The organism is Acinetobacter sp. 70_2, assembly GCF_056736115.1.
Genome location: NZ_JBWZIP010000015.1, coordinates 153340 through 174513 on the forward strand (window position 1 = coordinate 153340; position 21174 = coordinate 174513).

The window sequence follows — 21174 nt, forward strand, 5'->3', positions numbered from 1 at the left end:
AGAATCTATGCTCTTGAATATAATTTTTGTCACAAGCTGAATAAATTAAAAACAGAGCCTTTTCTTGAGGAGAAAACGATGAAAGTATTACGTGTTTTAGTGACAACTACAGCTTTACTTGCTGCTGGTGCTGCAATGGCAGATGAAGCTGTTGTTCATGACAGTTATGCATTCGATAAAAACCAATTAATTCCAGTGGGCGCTCGTGCTGAAGTTGGTACTACGGGCTACGGTGGTGCTTTATTATGGCAAGCAAACCCATACGTTGGTTTAGCATTGGGTTATAACGGTGGTGATATTTCTTGGTCTGATGATGTAAAAGTCAATGGTTCAACATATGACCTTGATATGGATAATAACAACGTTTATTTAAATGCTGAGATTCGTCCATGGGGTGCAAGTACTAACCGTTGGGCTCAAGGCTTATATGTAGCTGCTGGGGCAGCTTACCTTGATAACGATTATGATTTAACTCGTAACGTTGATGCGACTCGTTCATTCCGTGTAAATAACCAAGACTTTATTGCGGGTGCTGATGGTGTAAAAATTAATGGTCAAATGTCATATAAAAATGATATTGCTCCATACGTAGGTTTTGGTTTTGCACCTAAAATCAATAAAAACTGGGGTGTATTTGGTGAAGTAGGCGCTTACTATACTGGTAACCCAACAGTTAAGCTTGTTTCAACAGGTTCAGCAGTTACGACTGGTGACCAATCACTTGAAGAAGCAGTAAATGCGGAAGCTCGTAAAATTGCTAACGATGACAAATACAAATGGTTACCAGTGGGTAAAGTTGGTGTGAACTTCTACTGGTAATTAATACTAAAAAAACGAGCTTCGGCTCGTTTTTTTGTACTTAATAAAATAAATAAAAGAGCTATTTAGCTCTTTTATTTTATTCTTAATTTTTATTCATCTGGATAAGCAATTTTTTTCAGTGCTTTAATGTCGGCATCAGGTGAGCATAAAGAAATAAACTCATAACCGTAACCACGTAAGAGATGACCTTTACGAACAGCAATCCATGTGGTGTTAACACCAAAGATATCAGTTTTAATTTGCTTTAAACGATAGTCACGTTCTGCATCGTAAGCAACATCGTTGACAATTCCGACACCCATACCAAGTTCTACATACGTTTTAATAACATCGGCATCAAGAGCGGACATTACGATATCAGCATCGATTTGAGCATCTTCAAATGCTTTATCAATTTTAGAACGACCTGTAAAACCACCATGATAAGTAATCAGTGGATATTCAGATAACGCATCAAGATCAATCTTATCGAGTTTGGCAAGTGGGTGTTCTTGCGGTGTAATAATACTATGCTGCCATTGATAGTATGGAATACTTGCTAAATTTTCTTCAGTTGTTAAAGATTCTGTCGCAATACCAATATCGGCTTCACCTTGTAAAAGCATCTCTGCAATTTCGACAGGACTGGCTTGTTGCAAAATCAAATGTACTTTAGGGAACAGCTTTTTAAATTGATTGACGATTGGTGGTAGTACATAACGTGCTTGAGTATGCGTTGTCGCAATTGTTAACGTACCTTCATCCACTTTATTAAAGTCATCGGCAAGACGTTTAATATTTTCCGCATCTACAAGCATACGCTCTACAATGCTAAGTAGTGATTGGCCCGGTTCCGTTAAACCAAGTAAACGTTTACCTTTACGAACGAAAAGTTGTACACCTAATTCATCTTCTAAATCTTTAATATGTTTACTTACACCTGATTGAGAGGTGTATAACGCGGCAGATGCTTCCGTTAAATTAAAGTTTTGGCGTACTGTTTCTCGGATAATTCTTAATTGTTGAAAGTTCATTTACACTTTTCCTCGAAAGAGGTGAGGAACGGCTTTAAATTCCACGAGATGGCTCCTCACCAAATAATTCCTTAAGCAACTTGATCTGCAAATAGATGAAGTTGAGATGCACTCACCCAAACAGTTTGATTTGGTTTAAATGCATGTTGTTTTGCAGCTTCACTGCTCAGAGCAATCTCAATTAAACGTCCATTACGATCTTGTAATTCCGCCACTACTTTTCCAGCAATCCAGACTTCACGTACAAAAGTTGCTTCAATTGTATTTGCCTGTGGTTGCGAATGAATATGTAACTCATCCGGACGGGCAAAAGCAATCACTTTTCCTTGCGGTGCCTGAACTGTAGTCGGTAATTCGATACGATCATTGCCAATACGGATAATACCGCCAGCATGTTCACCTTCAAAACGATTTGCTTGACCCAAGAAATCAAATACAAATGGTGTTGCAGGTTTTTCGTAGACTTCACGTGGTGAACCAATTTGTTCAACGTTACCTTTATTCATCACAATAATCTGGTCAGCCACTTCAAGAGCTTCTTCTTGGTCATGGGTTACGAAAATTGAAGTAATATGCAATTCGTCATGCAAGTTGCGTAACCAGCGACGTAATTCTTTACGGACTTTAGCATCTAGTGCACCAAAGGGTTCATCGAGCAATAGCACACGAGGCTCTACAGCGAGTGCTCGAGCTAAAGCAATACGTTGACGTTGACCACCAGAAAGCTGAGCAGGGTAGCGGTCTGCTAAAAAGCCCAGTTGAACTAAGTCAAGCAGACGAGTAACACGTTTTTTAATCTCAGCTTCCGAAGGACGGGTCGCACGAGGACGAACGCGTAAACCAAAGGCAATATTGTCAAATACAGTCATATGACGGAATAAAGCATAATGCTGAAATACAAAGCCAACTTGACGTTCGCGAACATGTACATTGGTTGCATCTTCGCCTTCAAGTAACACTTGACCGCCATCGGCTGACTCTAAGCCAGCAATAATACGAAGTAGTGTCGTTTTACCGCAGCCAGATGGTCCGAGTAGCGCAACCAGTTCACCCTCTGGAAAATCTAGGGAAATATTTTTAAGCGCATGGAATGCACCAAAGTGTTTTTCAATATTCTTAACTTGAATACTCATGATTTCATTCCTTACGAATCAGTTGAATGCGGTTCTGGTTTGTCTTGATGTAGTTCTAACCAAGTTTTCAATACCAGTGTTAATAAGGCTAAGAAAGCAAGTAATGAGGACACGGCAAAGGCTGCACTAAAGGTGTACTCGTTGTATAAAATTTCAACATGAAGTGGCAGGGTATTGGTTTCACCACGAATGTGGCCAGAAACTACCGATACTGCACCGAACTCACCCATTGCACGCGCGTTACATAAAATCACGCCGTAAATTAAACCCCACTTAATGTTAGGCAGAGTGACTTTCCAAAAGGTTTGCCAGCCTGAGGCACCAAGTACAATTGCTGCTTCTTCTTCCTCTGTTCCTTGCGCTTCCATAAGAGGAATTAATTCACGTGCAACAAAAGGAACAGTAATAAAGATGGTCGCTAAAACAATTCCAGGCACGGCATATAAAATCTTAATGTCATGGTCCATTAACCAGCCGCCTAGCCAACCTTGAGCACCAAAAATCAGTACAATCATTAAACCTGCAATAACAGGTGAAACTGAAAAAGGCATATCAATAATGGTGGTTAAAATGGCTTTGCCTTTAAATTGGAACTTGGAAACAGCCCATGCAGCGGCAACACCAAATATCACGTTAATCGGTACGGCAATCGCTGCGGTGAGTAATGTTAATTTCACCGCTGACAACGTATCTGGATCAATTAAAGCCTGAACATAGACTTCAAGGCCTTGTTTAAATGCTTCAACAAAAACCAAAATAAGTGGCAACATGAGGCAGCTAAGGAAAAAAATCAGTGCAACTGTAATGAGCGTATAACGTACCCAAGTCGGTTCACGAGTTGCATCACGAGACTGTAGCTTCAAAGCAAGTGCATTGCTGTCGGTATGTAGGTTCATGTGATATTTCTCCCTGTACGACGGTTTGCCCATGCTTGAAGTAAGTTAATGACAAATAAAATAATGAAAGAGAGAACTAACATAACCGCAGCAATAGTGGTTGCACCTGCATAGTCATATTCTTCAAGGCGAGAAATGATCATGAGCGGGGCAATTTCTGTTTTAAACGGCTGGTTACCTGCGATGAAAATTACAGAACCATATTCACCCACGCCACGGGCAAATGCTAAAGCAAAGCCTGTAAATAGAGCAGGTAGTAATATTGGCAAAATAATTTTAGTAATAGTCTGCCAGCGATTTGCTCCAAGTGCAGAAGCAGCCTCTTCAAGCTCAGTTTCGATATCGCTTAGTACGGGTTGAACAGTTCGAACAATAAAAGGAATACCAATAAATACTAAAGCTAGCGTAATCCCGATAGGTGTATAAGCAACATGAATACCGAGTGGTTCTAAATATTGACCAATCCAGCCAGTAGGGGCATAAAGCGAAGTAAGCGCAATACCTGCAACTGCTGTTGGAAGTGCAAAAGGTAAGTCTACTAAGGCATCAACCAGACGTTTTCCGGGAAAGTTATAACGGACAAGGCACCAAGCTAAAAGTAGTCCGAATACAACATTAATAAACGCTGCAATTAAAGCTGAACTAAAGCTGAGTTGAAGCGATTTTAAAATACGTTCAGAAGTTAAAATTTCCCATAGTCCGTCCCATCCGATTCCAAATGATTTGATAAAGACTGCGGCTAATGGAATAAGCACAATAAAAGAAACGTAGGCGAGGGTGAAGCCCAATGATAGACCAAACCCAGGCAGCACTCGGGATCGCTGCGACATGATATTTCCTCAAAGAGAAAAGCCTGCTGAAACCAGTAAGCAAATAAATAAAGATAAACGGGGCGGTATAAAGCTGGGTATTAAGCAAATTTCAAAGAGAAATGTGTCTTTACCGGATCAATAGATGAGTGGCTACACATCGAGTCTTCAGGAAGTAGATAGTTCAGTAAATCAGGGAATGGGCCAAAACCAGAAGCAACATTAATATGACCGACTTGCCCAAGATTAATTGGGTTTAATTGCCACGCTTTAGCAAGTTGTAAAGCATCAAAAAAATCTAACCAAGGATCATTTTCACTAATCAGTAGTGTTGTAGGCACATTAATTTTTAACTGATGAAAATAATCTTTGTAGTCAGTCAAGCTATGACGGGCAAAGCCTGCTTCACCAAAACGTGCCGGATTTGCAGGAGCAACCAAAATTAGTTTTTTAACTTGAACTTGTAACTCAGGATGCTCAGCCAAAGCAGCAACACTTGTTAAACAACCGAAACTATGCGCAACAATTTGCACGGGTGCTTGTACTGCTTGAACAGTTTTAACAAATTGCTCAATCCATTCACTTAATACGGGTCTATCCCAGTTTTTTTGCTCAACACGAGAACTAGACACGAGTTGACGCTGCAACCAAGATTGCCAATGTTGATGTTCACTTCCACCTACACCTGGAACAATTACAGAGTGAGTCATGTCTGTTCTCCTTATCGTTAGTACAAAGAATTACTTCTCTGCACTATTGATTTTCACGATTTGATCGAAAACACCACCATTATCAAAGTGTTGTTTTTGCACTTTTGTCCAACCGCCAAACTCTTTATCAATTGTTACGAGTTTCAATGGCTTAAATACATTGCTGTATTTTTTGAGTACAGCTGCATTACGAGGGCGGTAGAAGTTACGTGCTGCAATTTCTTGGCCAGCAGGTGAGTACAAGTAGTTAAGGTAACCTTTAGCGATGGTGAGATTGCCTTTTTTGGCAGCGTTTTTCTCAACAACAGCAACTGGTGGTTCAGCTAAAATCGAAAGAGACGGGGTAATAATTTCAAATTTGCCTGGTTGCTCGCGAACAGCTAAGTGAGCTTCATTTTCCCAAGCGAGTAATACGTCACCAATGCCACGTTCAGCAAAAGTCGTGGTTGCACCGCGTGCACCCGAATCTAGAACTTTAGTGTGCTTATAAATTTGGCGGACATACTCTTGTGCTTTAGCATCGTTACCACCTGGTTGATGTTTTGCCCAAGCCCAAGCTGCAAGGTAGTTCCAGCGAGCACCGCCAGAAGTTTTCGGATTTGGTGTAATAATTTCTACACCTGGTTTGATTAAATCACCCCAGTCTTTAATTTGTTTAGGGTTACCCTTACGTACCAAAAACACGATTGTTGATGTGTATGGTGTAGAGTTTTGTGGTAACTTCTTCTGCCAATCAGTAGGAAGCAATTTTGCTTTTTCTGCAATTTCATCGATATCAGCTGCAAGAGCTAATGTCACAACGTCAGCATTTAAGCCATCAATCACTGCACGAGCCTGTTTACCAGAACCGCCGTGTGATTGTTTAAACTGAATATCTTGTCCAGTACGCTGTTTCCAGTAAGTACCAAACTGTTTATTAAAGTCTGTATATAACTCGCGAGTTGGATCATAAGAAACGTTTAAGAATTCTTGAGCTGCAAATGATGAAACAGAAAGAAGAGCAGCAATAACCCCGACTTTTAATTGAGAAAAACGCATGAGATAACCCCTCAAAAATACGAAATGTTCAAAACATGAACGCAGAATAGCGCTAGTCTTTATTCTAAAAAAATAATAAAAAACGAATTTAATATGAAAAATATAGAAATATAAAAAATGGATAAGCTATTCTTAAATCTTGATATATAACAAGTTTCAAAAGTCCTGATTAAATCGGTATAATTTTTTAAAATCAGTCATTTATTAATTAAATGAAAGGTGTTGTATTGTTGGGCGGTTTTTTAAGAAAGGACGGATTAAGCATGTGGTGTTTTAAAAATGGGCAACCTGTTGAAACCATTCCGTTACTAGACCGAGCATTTCATTATGGAGATGGATGTTTTACCACAATTCGTGTTTTTCAAAATAAGATTGAGCTTAAAGCACGTCACTCGGAACGTCTAAAACTTGCCTGTCAAAAACTAGCATTAACTGCAAACTTTGACTTCATTGAACAGAGTTTGCAGCATCTATATAAACAAAACCTTGTACTCAACGGCACTTTAAAAATTGTGATTAGCCGCGGTGAAGGTGACCGTGGTTATAGTTTGCCAAAGCATGAAGCAGATATTTATGTCTGGTTCTATCGAAAAGCATTGGACCAGTTCCAACCAGATTTTATTGAGTGTGGGGTTTTAAATCAGGCCTTAGGTTTAACCATGCCGAGTTTAGTTGGACTTAAATCTTTAAACCGTCTTGAACAGGTACTGCTAAAAAAAGAAGCAGATCAACAAGGCTGGGCAGAAGCATTAGTATCTGATGTACAAGGTTATATTGTTGAAGGGGTAAGCAGTAATTGTTTTATTCGTTTAAATGATAGATGGATTACACCGGAACTTCGCTATAATGGCGTCCACGGTGTGATGCGTGCAGAAATTTTAGCACGTATGCAGCACCAGGGAATTGCCTGCGAAGTCAGAATAATTGAGCTAGATGAAGTGCCACAAATACAGAGTCTATTCTTTTGTAATGCTTTACATCCAATGCGAGTGGTTACTCAAATCGGTGAACAAACTCTAGATTCACAGGCGTGCCTAAATTTATTTCATACTCTTAACTTGAATCAGATTCATTAATATGCCGAAGCCACCTGTGAACGCAAAAGCAAAAAATGCTAAAAAAAAGGGCAAGAAAACAGCATCTCATTTTCCTAAAAAGTTGGTGCTCATTGGCTGTTTTATCGTTTTAATTTCTATTTTTGCTATTTTATGGTCAAGTTTATTTAAAGCTTATCCTATTGAAGGGAAAAAGCAGATGCTATCGATCACTTCAGGTGAGACCTACTCTGGTTTTATCGATCATTTAGCAAAAGAAAACAAAATCCATTTTCCTATTGTACTTAAGCTTTATCAAAGATTTATGATTCATGACAGCATGAAAGCTGGTGTATATGAAGTTGAGCAGGGAATGAGTGTAAGACAAGTATTAGAGATGTTGTCTAATGCTGATAATGCTCAAATGAACCGTATTTTGGTGATTGAAGGTACGACTTTTAAACAGCTTATTACTGCACTCAAAAATGATAAAAATGTAAAAAATACAATACTCGACTTACCTGATGATCAGCTCATGAAGGCGCTAGGAATTCCTTATCATCATCCGGAAGGTTTATTTGCGCCTAACACTTATTTCTTTGCAAAAGGTGAGACTGATAAAAAAATCCTGACGGATTTATATCATCACCAAATGAAAGCCTTGGATGCAGCTTGGGCGAATCGTGCACCAAACTTACCTTATAAAGATAAGTATGAAGCTTTAATTATGGCTTCAATTGTTGAAAAAGAAACAAGTTTAGATAGTGAGCTTGAGCAAGTATCTGGTGTATTTGTACGCCGTCTGAAAATTGGTATGCGTCTACAAACTGACCCAACCGTAATTTATGGCATGGGTGCAAACTATAAGGGTAACATTACTCGCGAAGACTTACGTACACCAACGCCATATAATACTTATACAATTAATGGCTTACCGCCAACACCAATTGCCTTACCAAGTCAAAAAGCAATTGAAGCTGCATTACATCCAGATGACTCAAATAATATTTATTTTGTGGCAACTGGTAATGGTGGTCATAAATTTACTGCAGATTTGCAGGCTCATAATCAAGCGGTGCAGCAGTATTTATCCGTGTTGAGATCGAAGAAATAAGGAAAAGAGATGTTTATTAGCTTTGAAGGCACGGAAGGGGTAGGTAAAACTACACTCATTCGAAAAATTCATCAGCATTTTGAAGAGCAAGGTAAACAAGTTGTTTTAACCCGTGAACCGGGTGGTACGCCATTAGCAGAACAAATACGTTCAATGCTTTTGGCGGTGAATCATGATGAAAATATGAGCCATGATACTGAACTACTCTTAATTTATGCGGCACGTGCTCAACACTTACAACAAGTCATTTTGCCGGCTCTAGAGTCTAATAAAATTGTTTTAAGTGATCGCTTTACCGATGCAAGCTTTGCTTATCAATGTTCGGGTCGTGGTTTAAGCCAAGATAAATTACAGCTTTTAAATCAGAACTTTGTTTCACGCATGCCTGAGGTGACTTTTTGGTTAGATGCACCGATTGAACTTGGTATGAACCGTGCACGTGAGCGTGGAGCTTTAGACCGTTTTGAACAAGAAAAGTTAAGTTTCTTTACTAAAGTTCGCGAAGGTTATGAGACCTTATGGAAAGCTGAACCTGAACGTATTAAACGTTTAGATGCTACGCAAAGTCCTGATCAGGTGTTTGAGCAGGCTTTGCAATATTTAGGATAAGTAATAATAAAAGCCACTCTCATATTTTGTGGGAGTGGTTAAAAATAATAATAAATCTGGTTTAAAAGGTCATAGAAAATATGAGTCAGTATTCTATGCTATTTTGAATATTGTTCTGAAATCGAAGAAAAACAAGGATGAAAAGTTCAAAAGAAGAAATTGTAGCGTTTCTTGAAAAGGAATTTCCGCCAAGTCTTGAACATTGCACGATTGAATCAGTCACGCCTAAAGCTGCTGTCGTTTATTATCACGTTGATCAAAGACATCAACGTCCGGGCGGTACTATATCTGGGCCTACCATGATGACTTTGGCAGACTTTGCTTTGTATATTGCAATACTCGGTGAAATCGGAATTGTTGGTTTAGCTGTCACGACTAATTTTAATATTAATTTTTTAAGAAAACCCGCAGGTGATAAAGATCTACGTAGCGAATGTAAGCTCATGAAAGTAGGGAAGAGCTTAGTCGTGGGTGAGGTCTGGATTTATTCAGTAGGATTAGATGAACCAGTAGCGCATGTAACCGCGACTTATTCAATTCCTCCTCGATCATAAATAAAAAGCACAGCCAGAGCTGTGCTTTTTTTATAAAAAAAATAGTTTAAATTTCGGTATTAACCAATGGTTGTTCTACTGCAAAATTTGGAGGAGTTAAAACAGTTTTACGAATCTCGTTCGAAGTTTCCGGATAATCGAGCGTGTAATGTAGACCACGTGACTCTTTGCGGTGCATGGCACAGCGCACAATCATTTCCGAAACGAGTACAAGATTACGCAGTTCAATCAGGTTTTTGCTGACACGGTAGTCTTGATAATATTCAGTGATTTCACGCTTTAACATTTCTATACGGTGTAAGGCACGTTCTAAACGTTTTGTAGTTCTTACAATACCAACGTAGTTCCACATGGTAGAACGTAACTCATCCCAGTTTTGTAAAATCACCACATCTTCATCTGGGTTGGTTACTTGAGAGTCATCCCAAGTGGGTACTTTCGGTAGTTTGAAATTCTCATCAAACTTATTTTCGATATCTTTTGCTGCGCTCATACCATAAACGAAGCACTCAAGTAATGAGTTACTCGCCATACGGTTTGCACCATGTAAACCTGTATAAGAGGTTTCACCAATTGCATAGAGACCTTCAATATCAGTTTGGCTATTTGAATCAACTACAACACCACCACATGTATAGTGTGCTGCCGGCACTACTGGAATCATGTCTTTAGTAATATCGATACCTAACTCAAGCAAACGTGCATAAAGTGTAGGGAAGTGCTCTTTAATAAACTCAGGTGATTTGTGGGTAATATCTAACCACACATGGCGAATACCGAGACGTTTAATTTCATGGTCAATGGTACGTGCCACAATATCGCGAGGAGCCAATTCAGCACGATCATCAAAACGAAGCATGAAACGTTCGCCATCAGGCAAGCGTAAGTAAGCACCTTCACCACGCATGGCTTCAGTAATTAAAAAAGATCGCGCTTGTGGATGGTACAGACAGGTTGGGTGGAATTGGTTAAATTCCATATTTGCAACACGGCAACCTGCGCGGTAAGCCATAGCAATACCATCGCCTGTAGCAATATCAGGGTTAGACGTATAAAGGTAAGCTTTCATCGCACCGCCGCAAGCAAGTGCGGTAAATGGTGCAAGGAAGGTATGAACTTTTTCTGTATTTTCATCTAAGGCATACAAACCAATAGCGCGATTCGCCTGATCTGTATGGCCCAATTTATGCGACGTGATTAAATCAATCGCAATGTAGTTTTCAAAAATAGTAATATTCTTGCGTTCTTTCGCACGTTCAACCAATGTAGTTGAAATGGCTTTGCCTGTAGCATCAGCAGAATGGATAATGCGGCGCTGTGAGTGGCCGCCTTCGCGAGTTAAGTGAAGCTGCTCATCTTCATCTAAGGTGAACTGAACACCTTGCTTTAAAAGAAAATCAACAGAAGGGCGACCACCTTCGACAGTATGCTGAACTGCATCCATTTCACATAAATGAGCACCTGCAATCATAGTGTCATTAATATGTTGTTGAATAGAGTCTGTTTCATCAAGAACAGCAGCAACACCGCCTTGTGCATAGAAGGTACTTGCTTCAGTTAAAGCAGCTTTGGCTAAAACTGCAATATTAAAATGACTTGGTAACGATAAAGCCAGACTTAAACCAGCACCGCCACTGCCCACAATAATCACGTCAAAGTGGTGAATTGTCTGTTGATTAGGCATGTCCATTCGCATCAATTTAAAACGTCCGCTAATGACACCCCTTTTTACCTAAAAAGGCAAGAGCTTAAGCGCTCTAAGTCACAGAAAAATTGCAATTACCTTAAAAAATTGCAATGCGTAAAATAAACGTGATGATGATGTCTTACAAATAAACATATTGTTACGCACAATTCCAAAGCATTGTGATACAAAAGTTTTATTCTTATTCTCGTAGACCAATTGTGGGTGAGCACCGAATGAAATCTCGCTATTTACAACAAGGAATGTATGCAGCGGTATTTACAGTTGCCGCTGTTCAAGCAAATGCTGCTGTTGATTTTTCAAACCTCGTTGAACAAGTTAGTCCGGCTGTGGTGAGCGTAAACGTCGTAAAAAAAATGACTCAGGATGAACTGTTACAACAGCAAGTTCCTGAAATTTTAAAACGTTTCTTTGGTAATCAGGTCATCATTCCACAGCAACAAGGTCCTCAAGAAAAAACAGCATACGGTAGTGCATTCTTTATTAGTAAAGATGGTTACTTACTCACAAACCATCATGTGATTGAAAATGCTTCCCGCATTAGTATTACTTTAAATGACCGTCGTGAAATTGATGCAACTGTTGTTGGTAGTGATGAACGTACCGATGTTGCATTATTAAAAGTCAATGGAGGTAATTATCCTGCTTTAAAAGTTGGTAATGTTGACCGCTTAAAAGTCGGTGAGCCTGTTTTGGCGATTGGTTCACCATTTGGTTTTGATTATTCCGCTTCAGCAGGTATTGTCAGTGCTAAATCACGAAATATGAGTGGTGAAACCTCTGTACCGTTTATTCAAACTGACGTTGCACTAAACCCTGGTAACTCAGGTGGTCCATTGTTTAATCAAAATGGCGAAGTGGTCGGGGTAAACTCACGTATCTTTAGTGGTACTGGCGGTTATATGGGTTTATCTTTCTCTATTCCAATCGATGTTGCGATGGATGTAGCTGAACAGCTTAAAACAAAAGGGAAAGTTACTCGTTCATACCTAGGTGTTATGATGCAAGATATTGACCGTAACCTTGCCGATGCCTACAAATTGCCTAAACCGGAAGGTGCCCTCATCACACAAGTAACGCCAAATTCACCTGCTCAAAAAGCAGGGCTTAGAGCTGGTGATGTGATTTTAAAACTTAATGGTGCTTCTGTGCTGCGTACAAGTGATTTACTCTATGCATTAAATAAAGTTCAGCCAAACCAAACCGTTCAGTTTGAAGTGTTACGTGATGATAAAACTCGTAATATCACTGCAACTTTAGCAACAGCACCAGATGAAACACCAGCTACAGGTACTCAGACCTCTGCTTCTAAAGGTCCAGTGTTAGGCATGAGTATTCGTGATTTAGCTGAACCAGAGAAAAATACGTTAGGTGTAAAAGGCGGTATTTATGTTCAAGATGTCCGCCGTGGTGGCTTGGCATCATTGTCAAATATCATTCCGGGTGACGTGATTGTTCAGGTTAATAATACTCAAATTTTAAATAGCCAAGATTTTGCGAAAGTTGTTTCTAACCTACAAAAAAATACGGTTGCACGTGTTGGAATCATTCGTCAAGGACAACGAGCAATGCTTGGTTTACGCATTCAGTAAAATGATATAAAACTAAACCACCCTGAAAATGGGTGGTTTTTTATTATTTGTATTCGGCATAATGTTCGATCTAGCTAATCTAAATATAGCTTTGGATTTAATGATTAAGGTGATTGTTTTGTGAGCAGTATTTTCGATTTACATATTCAGGTTCAGCCACAGCATATTGATGCTTTAGGTCATGTTAACAATGTAATGTATGTCCAATGGATGCAAGATGTTGCTGCTGCTCATGTTGAAACATTAGGGGTAGGCGTAACCAAATACCTTGAGCTTAAGCATGCAATGGTTGCTGTTGAGCATCATGTGCAATATCGTAAGGCTGCGTTTGAAGGCGAAGAAATTATATTGCGGACATGGCTAGACGATATCAATGCGCTTTATTCATTTCGCCAGTATGTGTTTTTCCGTCCGTCTGATCAGGCAGTCTTATTTGTTGGGAATACCAAGTGGGCATGTATTGAAATTGCATCGGGTCGACCAAAACGAATGTCGCCAACTTTTACACAAGCTTATAAGCCCCTTGATTCAAGCATAAATCCTTTAGATTTTACTATTTCATATGCTCGATAGTCGGAAGTATTACATGTGCTTTGAATTGTCATTTTTTAGAACATAAGTAAAAAGCTCATGATTATTTTGGATACTTTAAAATATCCATCTGCTATAATCTCTCGCAATTTGTTAAACCGCTTTGGCTATGTATTAAAACAAGCTACATAGCACTTTATATTTTCTCAAGGTAGCCCATGGCGCAAGCTAAAAAATCAGTTGATATCAAAAATATCCGAAATTTCTCGATTATCGCTCATATCGATCATGGTAAGTCTACTTTGGCTGACCGTTTTATTCAGATGTGTGGTGGCTTACAAGATCGTGAGATGCAAGCTCAGGTCTTGGACTCAATGGAGCTTGAGCGCGAACGTGGGATTACCATTAAAGCTGCTTCAGTGACATTGTATTACACCCATCCAAATGGACAAGAATATCAGCTTAACTTTATTGATACTCCGGGGCACGTTGACTTCTCGTATGAAGTATCTCGCTCATTAGCTGCATGTGAAGGTGCATTGTTGGTTGTCGATGCTGCGCAAGGCGTAGAAGCTCAATCAGTTGCAAACTGTTATACCGCGATTGAACAAGGTCTCGAAGTTCTTCCTATTTTAAATAAAATTGATTTACCGCAGGCTGAACCTGAACGTGTAATTCATGAAATTGAAGAAATTATCGGGATTGAAGCCACAGATGCGCCGACTTGTTCAGCAAAAACAGGTTTAGGTGTTGAAGGTGTATTAGAGCGTTTAGTTGACGTTATTCCGGCGCCAGAAGGTGATCGTGAAGCTCCCTTACAAGCTTTAATTATCGATTCATGGTTTGATAACTACTTAGGTGTAGTGTCTCTTGTTCGTATTAAACAAGGTCGTATCCGTAAGGGCGACAAAATGTTGGTTAAATCGACAGGACAAACTCATCCGGTAACTTCTGTAGGTGTATTTAATCCTAAGCATACTGAAACAGATATTCTTGAAGCTGGTGAAGTAGGTTTTGTTATTGCGGGTATTAAAGACATTTTTGGTGCGCCAGTAGGTGATACCATTACACTTGCAACAACACCAGACGTTGCAACTTTACCTGGTTTTAAAAAGGTTAAACCGCAGGTTTATGCGGGTCTTTTCCCAATCGATTCAAGCGACTTTGAACCATTCCGCGAAGCATTACAGAAATTACAAATTAACGATTCTGCCCTATTCTTTGAACCTGAAAGTTCGGATGCACTTGGTTTCGGTTTCCGCTGTGGTTTCTTGGGCATGTTGCATATGGAAATCGTACAAGAGCGTTTAGAACGTGAGTACGATCTCGATTTAATTAGTTCGGCACCAACAGTAGTTTATGAAGCTGTTACCAAAAAAGGTGAGACGATCTATATCGACAGTCCGTCTAAAATGCCAGATGGTTCAGTTGTTGAAGATTTACGTGAGCCAATTGCTGAATGTCATATTCTTGTGCCGCAAGAATACTTAGGTAATGTCATGACCTTATGTATTGAGCGTCGTGGTGTCCAAAAAGACATGAAGTTCTTAGGTAATCAAGTTTCGATTACTTTTGAAATTCCAATGGCTGAAGTCGTAATGGATTTCTTTGACAAGCTTAAATCATGTTCACGTGGTTTTGCATCGCTAGACTATAACTTCGTACGTTTCGAAAGTTCATCTTTAGTTAAGGTTGATGTATTAATTAATAGTGAAAAGGTTGATGCCTTGGCTATGATTTGTCACCGTAACGATGCTCGCCATCGTGGTATTGCTTTAGTTGAAAAAATGAAAGACTTGATTCCACGTCAAATGTTTGATGTTGCAATTCAGGCTGCCATTGGTGCTCAAATTATTGCTCGTTCGACCGTTAAGGCGATGCGTAAAAACGTTCTAGCAAAATGTTATGGCGGTGACGTGTCTCGTAAGAAGAAATTACTTTCTAAACAAAAAGAAGGTAAGAAACGTATGAAACAAGTGGGTAGTGTAGAAATTCCACAAGAAGCGTTCTTAGCTGTTTTGAAAGTAGAAAGATAAAAGAAAGGGCTGGGATGAACTTATATTCTCCCAGCCATAAAGCAAGCAGCTAGGCTGCGAGTGAGGTCATGTGGATTTTGATTTTAATTTAATTCTTGTTCCAGTTACGCTGATTTTATTTGCAGTGTGGTTGTTAGATAAACTTGTTTTTAAACAGCGTGCGAATAAAGGCCGAGAGAACGAAAATTTTGTTATTACATGGGCCTATGACTTTTGGCCAGTTTTAGCTGTTGTACTTGTACTTCGCTCATTTCTTTATGAACCATTTAACATTCCATCAGACTCGATGGTTCCAACTTTAGAGACTGGCGATTTTATTTTAGTTAATAAATTTGACTATGGTGTGCGTTTACCTATCGTAAATAAAAAAGTGATTGATGTAGGTGAACCAAAACGTGGTGATGTCATCGTATTCCGTTACCCACCTCAACCAACCATCAGCTATATTAAGCGTGTAATTGGTTTGCCGGGTGACCATATTGTTTATGATCATGGACAATTGATTATTAATGGTCAAAAAGTTCCTAAAGTAGCAACACAGTTTAGTCGTGAAAAAGATGCTTTAGATACACCAACGTCTATTTATCATAAAGAAACTATTGGTGATCATACCTTTACGATGCGTGAGCTTGAAGGCGTAAACGTTGCGCGTCAGGCACCATTTATTAACTATGTTGATAATGGCAAATATTCAAACCAAGACGGTTTATATTGGGAAGTAACCGTTCCGAAAGGACATTACTTTGCAATGGGGGACAACCGCGATCAAAGTGCTGATAGTCGTTTCTGGGGTTTCGTTCCTGAAGAAAACTTAACAGGCCGAGCTTTCTATGTCTGGATGCATAAAGAACCTGGTTTCCACCTGCCAAGCTTTAACCGAAATGGGAAAATAGATTAAAAACAACCATTAGGAAAACAAAAATGCGTAAGGCACAACAGGGTACTTCGTATTTAGCAATTTTATTTGGGGTGGTCATATTTGCAATTGCAGTGAAAGCTGTACTTGCAGTTTGGCCAGCGTATTGGGATGATCGTGTGATTAATAATCAGATTACCGAGCTTATGCAACAAAGCTCAGCTGATACGACACCCCAAAAATTTATGGCACAGATGGATCAAAGACTGGAAATGAATAATATTCGTGATCTCCATTTTGAAGAGATTGCCGAAGTGTTTAACCAGTCTGGTCTAACGGTCAAAAAGAAATATGAGGTAAGAAAGCCTTTCTTACTGAATATTGATTTAGTTTTAACATTTGAGAAGAGTTTTGACAAAACATCAGTTCAAACTAAGTGATCCTCGCTTACTCAGTCGAATCGGTTATCAATTTAAGCAGCCTGAATTGCTACAGTTAGCTTTGACTCACCGTTCGGTGAGTCATAAGTATAACTATGAGCGTCTGGAGTTTTTAGGCGATTCGCTGTTGGGCATGATCATTGCCAATTATTTATACCATGCTTACCCACATGAAAATGAGGGACGCTTAACACGTATGCGAGCAACTTTGGTTCGCCAAGAAGCATTAGGTAAAATTGCAACCGATTTGCAACTTAGTCGGTGTTTAATATTAAGCACGGGCGAGTTGAAATCTGGCGGTCATCATCGTGAGTCAATATTAGCAGATACGGTAGAAGCGATTATTGGTGCAATTTATCTTGATAGTAGTGATCTGAACCTACTCAAAGATATTGTGTTAAAATGGTACGTACCTTATTTAGATCATATTGAGCCAACAGATCAACTCAAAGATCCAAAATCACGTTTACAAGAGTATCTACAAGCACGTAAAAAACCTCTCCCCGTTTACGAGGTTGTAGATATTCAGGGTGATGCACCTCATCAACACTTTAAAGTCGAATGTTTGGTAGATGGTTTACCAAAGATTTATGGTGAGGGGTCAAGTCGTCGTTTTGCCGAGCAGGCAGCAGCGGCGGAAATTTTAAAGTTATTGGAGCAATAACCTGCATGTCGATGCATTCTGATCAAATCAATCCAGATTCAAATGAAAACCAAGATCCAAACAATCTGATTGATCAATTTTTTAGTTCCAAAGGCGTTACAATTCCTTCGGATTTTAAGAGCGGATTTGTGGCGATTGTGGGACGTCCAAATGTGGGTAAATCTACCCTCATGAACCATTTATTGGGTCAAAAACTCTCAATTACTTCACGTAAACCTCAAACGACACGCCATAAAATTATTGGTATTGATTCACGTGAAAAAATGCAAGCGGTTTATGTAGATACACCGGGAATGCATAAGAAAGAAGTACGCGCGATCAATAAAATGATGAACCGTGCTGCACATTCTGCATTACGTGACGTTAACTTAGTTTTATTTGTTATCGATGCTTATAAGTGGACTCAAAATGACGATTTAGTACTTGAGAAACTCAAGAATGCTGAAATGCCAGTTATTTTGGTAATTAACAAAGCTGATACTTTTGAAGATAAAAGAGAGATTCTTCCTTTGATTCAAGAGCGTACCAAGCTTATGAATTTTGCTGAGATTGTTCCTGTTTCAGCCCTTCGTGGAGCAAACTTGGAACATTTAAGTGAAACGATTGAAAAATATCTTCCTTATCAGCCACCACTGTATTCATTCGATCAAATTACGGACCGTTCTGAGCGCTTCTTGGCAAGTGAAATCATCCGTGAAAAAATCATGCGTCAGTTGGGTGAAGAGCTACCATACGATTTAACAGTGCAAATTGAATCTTTCAAAACAGAAGAGGCAACTGTTAATGAGAAAACTGGTCGATTAAAGCCAGCTTGTACCTATATTGATGCAACTATTTTTGTAGATCGTCCTGGCCAAAAAGCAATTGTGATTGGTGAAAAAGGTGCCAAGCTTAAAACGATTGGTATGGATGCTCGTAAAGACATGGAAAAAATGTTCGAACAAAAGATCATGCTTACCTTATGGGTTAAAGTTAAAGGTGGTTGGTCTGATGATGAACGTGCTTTAAAAAGTTTAGGATATAGTGATATCTAATAAGCAGGGAATACTGGTATGAAAGCAATTACATCAATATTGGTTATTGTTGGGTGTACATTGATGTTACAAGGTTGCGTATATAAGCTTGTAACTGTACCAGTAGGTATTGCTTATAAAACAACGAAAGGTGTAGTGAAGGGTACAGCTGCTGTTGTAGGAGCTGTAATTCCTGATGGTGATGATGAAGATAAGAAAGAAAAAGAATCTAAGGAATAGTTTCTTTTTATGATGCGCAATGAAGTCCTGCATGGATATATGATTCATCATCGTAAATATCGTGAAAAAAGCCATATTGTGCATCTCTTCACTCAGGAATATGGGCGGGTTGATGGTATTTTAAGACAGACTCCGCCTCCTCAATATCAACCAATCCGGTTGCAAGCCACAGGTAAAAGTGAACTTAAAAATTTTACGAAGCTGGAAATATTAAATCAGCCAGTTTTCTTTTTTGGTGATGCTTTTTTTGCTGGTTTTTATTTAAATGAAATTGTTTTACGACTTTGCCCATTAGAAGAGGCAATGCCACAAACTTTTGAACAATATCAGTTAACTTTGCTCCAGTTACAACAATTATCTTCTCACGAAAATCCAGATCTCTTTCTCAGACAGATTTTGCGCCGGTTTGAACATGTCTTACTTCCAGAGCTAGGCTATGCGATTGATTTCTCAGTTGATAGCGCACAAAAAGAAATTTTGCCTCATCAGTTTTATCAGTTTCAAGTGACTGAAGGTTTTGCTCCAGTCGTTCAGGCAGGCCGTTCATCTTTGTCCGGAAATGCGATTTTATCTATGCTGAACTATGAGCAAGGGCAGGATTTTTCTCACGAACAATTGCAATTATTAGGTAAACTATACCGTCAAATGATTACATCGCTTTTAGGTGACCGTCCCCTAAAAAGTCGACAATTGTGGATTCAAAATACTCAAACTCAATCGTAATTAGGATTTATTTATGGCTGCATTGCTTGGTGTGAACATAGACCATGTTGCTACTTTAAGACAGGCGCGCGGTACTACTTATCCAGACCCTGTAGAAGCTGCGCTTATTTGTGAACAAGCTGGTGCAGAGGGTATCACTTTACATTTGCGTGAAGATCGTCGCCATATTCAAGATGATGATGTGCGCCGCATGCGTCCATTGTTAAAAACACGTATGAATCTGGAGTTGGCTGTTACTGATGAAATGGTTGAGTTTGCAAAAGAAATTAAGCCGCAACATGTATGCTTCGTTCCTGAAAAACGCCAAGAAGTAACAACTGAAGGTGGCTTAGATGTAGTCACTAACTTTGAAAAAGTTAAGGCTGCAACTCAGGCCCTAGCTGCTCTGGGGTGTGACGTATCATTATTTATTGATGCGGATTTTGCTCAAATTGATGCGGCAGTGGCATGTGGTGCACCTACAATTGAGTTGCATACAGGCGCATATGCTGATGCAGCAACTGAGCAAGAACAACAAGAAGAACTAGCACGTATCGTAAAAGGTGTTGAATATGCAGCTTCAAAAGGTTTAGTTGTAAATGCAGGTCATGGACTTAACTTAAAAAATATTGCACCAATCGCAGCAATTCCACAAATTTATGAATTAAACATTGGTCATTCAATTATTGCAGATAGTGTTTTTGTAGGTCTGGCACAAGCTGTTAAAGATATGAAAACAGCGATTCAGGCAGCAGGATAATTAGTAATGTCGAGTATCAATTACGATGAATTAATGCAGCCAGTGTTAGCATTTTTGGGGTGTCAAACTCCAAATGAATGGTTAGATGAGGCCGTTAATAATTTAGATATCTTGATGCAAGATCATGCCAATTGCGAAAAAAAAGCAGCTGGTACGGCAATGAACTTAATGTTCCGCTATAGTTTTTTTACAGATCTACAAGTTAAACTTGCTCAACTTGTACGTGAAGAAATGCTTCATTATGAACAAGTCCTCGAATTTATGACGAAACGTGGGCAAGAGTGGAAAGGTTTAAGTGCAGGCCGCTATGCAGGTGGTTTACGAAAAGAGATACGCACATATGAGCCAGAAGCTTTAATTGACGTACTAGTTATAGGAGCTTTTGTAGAAGCACGTTCATGCGAACGTTTTTATGCACTTGCTCCGCGTGTAGATGACGAACTGGGACGCTATTATCGTTACCTGCTTAAGTCTGAATCTCGTCATTTTGAAGACTATTTGGCACTAGCGCTTGATGTCGCAAAAACTGCAAAAATGAAAGATCCTGAAGAGGATATTCAGCAGCGTATTGAACACATCCGTGAAGTTGAAAAAAATCTGATTTTGACTCCGGATGATACTTTCCGGTTTCATAGTGGTGTTCCTGCATAGTTTTGAATGCTTCAGTTAAAAAAGTTTACCGTGAAAGGTAAACTTTTTTATTAGGTGAGCGTTATCTTTTTGGCTATAGACATATTCTGCTTTTAGTTTTTAAATGCATATAATTATTTAATAAATATATTTTTTATAGATTTTAATTTCTCTTAAAATTTTTAAAAAAACTTTTATTTTTTTAGGCTAATAATAAATATTGTGTAAATATAAAGGCTGATATGTTCATCATGAGTTCAACTGAAATAGTTG

The 21174-nt window shown here is 39.1% G+C and carries 23 protein-coding genes; 16 read left to right on the top strand and 7 right to left on the bottom strand.

What is annotated here, in order from left to right; all coding sequences use genetic code 11:
- Positions 1–78: 78 nt before the first annotated feature.
- A complete protein-coding gene (gene carO, locus AC1PJ9_RS09760) occupies positions 79–819 on the top strand; it encodes an ornithine uptake porin CarO type 3 (protein WP_311086795.1) in 741 nt (246 codons plus the stop codon).
- A 92-nt stretch (positions 820–911) separates the two neighbouring features.
- Here carO and AC1PJ9_RS09765 read toward each other — a convergent pair whose 3' ends face one another.
- The 6 genes from AC1PJ9_RS09765 to AC1PJ9_RS09790 form a co-directional block, all read right to left on the bottom strand.
- Complete coding sequence (locus tag AC1PJ9_RS09765) at positions 912–1835, bottom strand: CysB family HTH-type transcriptional regulator (RefSeq protein ID WP_263614360.1); 924 nt, start codon at positions 1833–1835, stop codon at positions 912–914.
- A gap of 71 nt (positions 1836–1906) precedes the next feature.
- Positions 1907–2968 (bottom strand): sulfate/molybdate ABC transporter ATP-binding protein, encoded by a 1062-nt coding sequence (locus AC1PJ9_RS09770; protein ID WP_002052588.1) that lies wholly within the window; start codon positions 2966–2968, stop codon positions 1907–1909.
- Positions 2969–2979: 11 nt separating this feature from the next.
- Positions 2980–3864, bottom strand: a complete 885-nt coding sequence (gene cysW / locus AC1PJ9_RS09775) for a sulfate ABC transporter permease subunit CysW (RefSeq protein ID WP_002052783.1) — start codon at positions 3862–3864, stop codon at positions 2980–2982.
- On the bottom strand, positions 3861–4694 hold the full coding sequence (cysT, locus tag AC1PJ9_RS09780) for a sulfate ABC transporter permease subunit CysT (protein ID WP_004707527.1): 834 nt from the start codon (positions 4692–4694) through the stop codon (positions 3861–3863). The genes cysW and cysT overlap by 4 nt, the downstream gene beginning before the upstream one ends.
- Positions 4695–4774: 80 nt before the next feature.
- The gene (locus AC1PJ9_RS09785; protein WP_016804963.1) at positions 4775–5383 is read right to left on the bottom strand and encodes an RBBP9/YdeN family alpha/beta hydrolase; all 609 of its coding nucleotides are present in this window, start codon (positions 5381–5383) and stop codon (positions 4775–4777) included.
- A gap of 30 nt (positions 5384–5413) precedes the next feature.
- Positions 5414–6421 (bottom strand): sulfate ABC transporter substrate-binding protein, encoded by a 1008-nt coding sequence (locus AC1PJ9_RS09790; protein ID WP_002052521.1) that lies wholly within the window; start codon positions 6419–6421, stop codon positions 5414–5416.
- A gap of 263 nt (positions 6422–6684) precedes the next feature.
- Here AC1PJ9_RS09790 and pabC point away from each other — a divergent pair, with 263 nt between their 5' ends.
- From pabC to AC1PJ9_RS09810, 4 genes are all read left to right on the top strand, one after another.
- Positions 6685–7497 (top strand): aminodeoxychorismate lyase, encoded by an 813-nt coding sequence (pabC, locus tag AC1PJ9_RS09795; protein WP_311086797.1) that lies wholly within the window; start codon positions 6685–6687, stop codon positions 7495–7497.
- A 1-nt stretch (position 7498) separates the two neighbouring features.
- Complete coding sequence (mltG, locus tag AC1PJ9_RS09800) at positions 7499–8569, top strand: endolytic transglycosylase MltG (protein ID WP_134261985.1); 1071 nt, start codon at positions 7499–7501, stop codon at positions 8567–8569.
- A gap of 9 nt (positions 8570–8578) precedes the next feature.
- Positions 8579–9178, top strand: a complete 600-nt coding sequence (tmk, locus tag AC1PJ9_RS09805; RefSeq protein WP_000470764.1) for a dTMP kinase — start codon at positions 8579–8581, stop codon at positions 9176–9178.
- A 137-nt stretch (positions 9179–9315) separates the two neighbouring features.
- Positions 9316–9732 (top strand): PaaI family thioesterase, encoded by a 417-nt coding sequence (locus tag AC1PJ9_RS09810; RefSeq protein WP_311086798.1) that lies wholly within the window; start codon positions 9316–9318, stop codon positions 9730–9732.
- 46 nt (positions 9733–9778) lie between these two features.
- Here AC1PJ9_RS09810 and nadB read toward each other — a convergent pair whose 3' ends face one another.
- The gene (gene nadB / locus AC1PJ9_RS09815) at positions 9779–11422 is read right to left on the bottom strand and encodes an L-aspartate oxidase (RefSeq protein ID WP_311069419.1); all 1644 of its coding nucleotides are present in this window, start codon (positions 11420–11422) and stop codon (positions 9779–9781) included.
- 230 nt (positions 11423–11652) lie between these two features.
- Between nadB and AC1PJ9_RS09820 the strand changes: the two genes are divergently transcribed.
- The 11 genes from AC1PJ9_RS09820 (at position 11653) to AC1PJ9_RS09870 (ending at position 20922) form a co-directional block, all read left to right on the top strand.
- The gene (locus tag AC1PJ9_RS09820) at positions 11653–13029 is read left to right on the top strand and encodes a Do family serine endopeptidase (RefSeq protein WP_311086799.1); all 1377 of its coding nucleotides are present in this window, start codon (positions 11653–11655) and stop codon (positions 13027–13029) included.
- A 120-nt stretch (positions 13030–13149) separates the two neighbouring features.
- Positions 13150–13602: an acyl-CoA thioesterase gene (locus tag AC1PJ9_RS09825; RefSeq protein WP_016804958.1), complete on the top strand. Its 453-nt coding sequence runs from the start codon at positions 13150–13152 to the stop codon at positions 13600–13602.
- 176 nt (positions 13603–13778) lie between these two features.
- Positions 13779–15596, top strand: coding sequence for a translation elongation factor 4 (gene lepA, locus AC1PJ9_RS09830; protein WP_004699962.1), 1818 nt, complete (start codon positions 13779–13781; stop codon positions 15594–15596).
- 70 nt (positions 15597–15666) lie between these two features.
- Positions 15667–16494, top strand: a complete 828-nt coding sequence (lepB, locus tag AC1PJ9_RS09835) for a signal peptidase I (RefSeq protein WP_016804957.1) — start codon at positions 15667–15669, stop codon at positions 16492–16494.
- 23 nt (positions 16495–16517) lie between these two features.
- A complete protein-coding gene (locus tag AC1PJ9_RS09840) occupies positions 16518–16892 on the top strand; it encodes a DUF4845 domain-containing protein (RefSeq protein ID WP_311069417.1) in 375 nt (124 codons plus the stop codon).
- Positions 16864–17556 carry a ribonuclease III gene (gene rnc, locus AC1PJ9_RS09845; protein ID WP_004707545.1) on the top strand — a complete coding sequence of 231 codons (693 nt, stop codon included), beginning with the start codon at positions 16864–16866 and terminating at the stop codon, positions 17554–17556. The genes AC1PJ9_RS09840 and rnc overlap by 29 nt, the downstream gene beginning before the upstream one ends.
- A gap of 11 nt (positions 17557–17567) precedes the next feature.
- Complete coding sequence (era, locus tag AC1PJ9_RS09850; protein ID WP_080593587.1) at positions 17568–18590, top strand: GTPase Era; 1023 nt, start codon at positions 17568–17570, stop codon at positions 18588–18590.
- A gap of 18 nt (positions 18591–18608) precedes the next feature.
- On the top strand, positions 18609–18809 hold the full coding sequence (locus AC1PJ9_RS09855; RefSeq protein WP_311086800.1) for an NF038104 family lipoprotein: 201 nt from the start codon (positions 18609–18611) through the stop codon (positions 18807–18809).
- 9 nt (positions 18810–18818) lie between these two features.
- Complete coding sequence (gene recO, locus AC1PJ9_RS09860; RefSeq protein WP_311086802.1) at positions 18819–19532, top strand: DNA repair protein RecO; 714 nt, start codon at positions 18819–18821, stop codon at positions 19530–19532.
- Between the two features lie 13 nt (positions 19533–19545).
- Entirely contained in the window at positions 19546–20271 is a 726-nt protein-coding gene (pdxJ, locus tag AC1PJ9_RS09865; protein ID WP_311086803.1) for a pyridoxine 5'-phosphate synthase, read from the top strand.
- A 6-nt stretch (positions 20272–20277) separates the two neighbouring features.
- On the top strand, positions 20278–20922 hold the full coding sequence (locus AC1PJ9_RS09870) for a MiaE family protein (protein WP_151739120.1): 645 nt from the start codon (positions 20278–20280) through the stop codon (positions 20920–20922).
- Positions 20923–21174 lie beyond the last annotated feature (252 nt).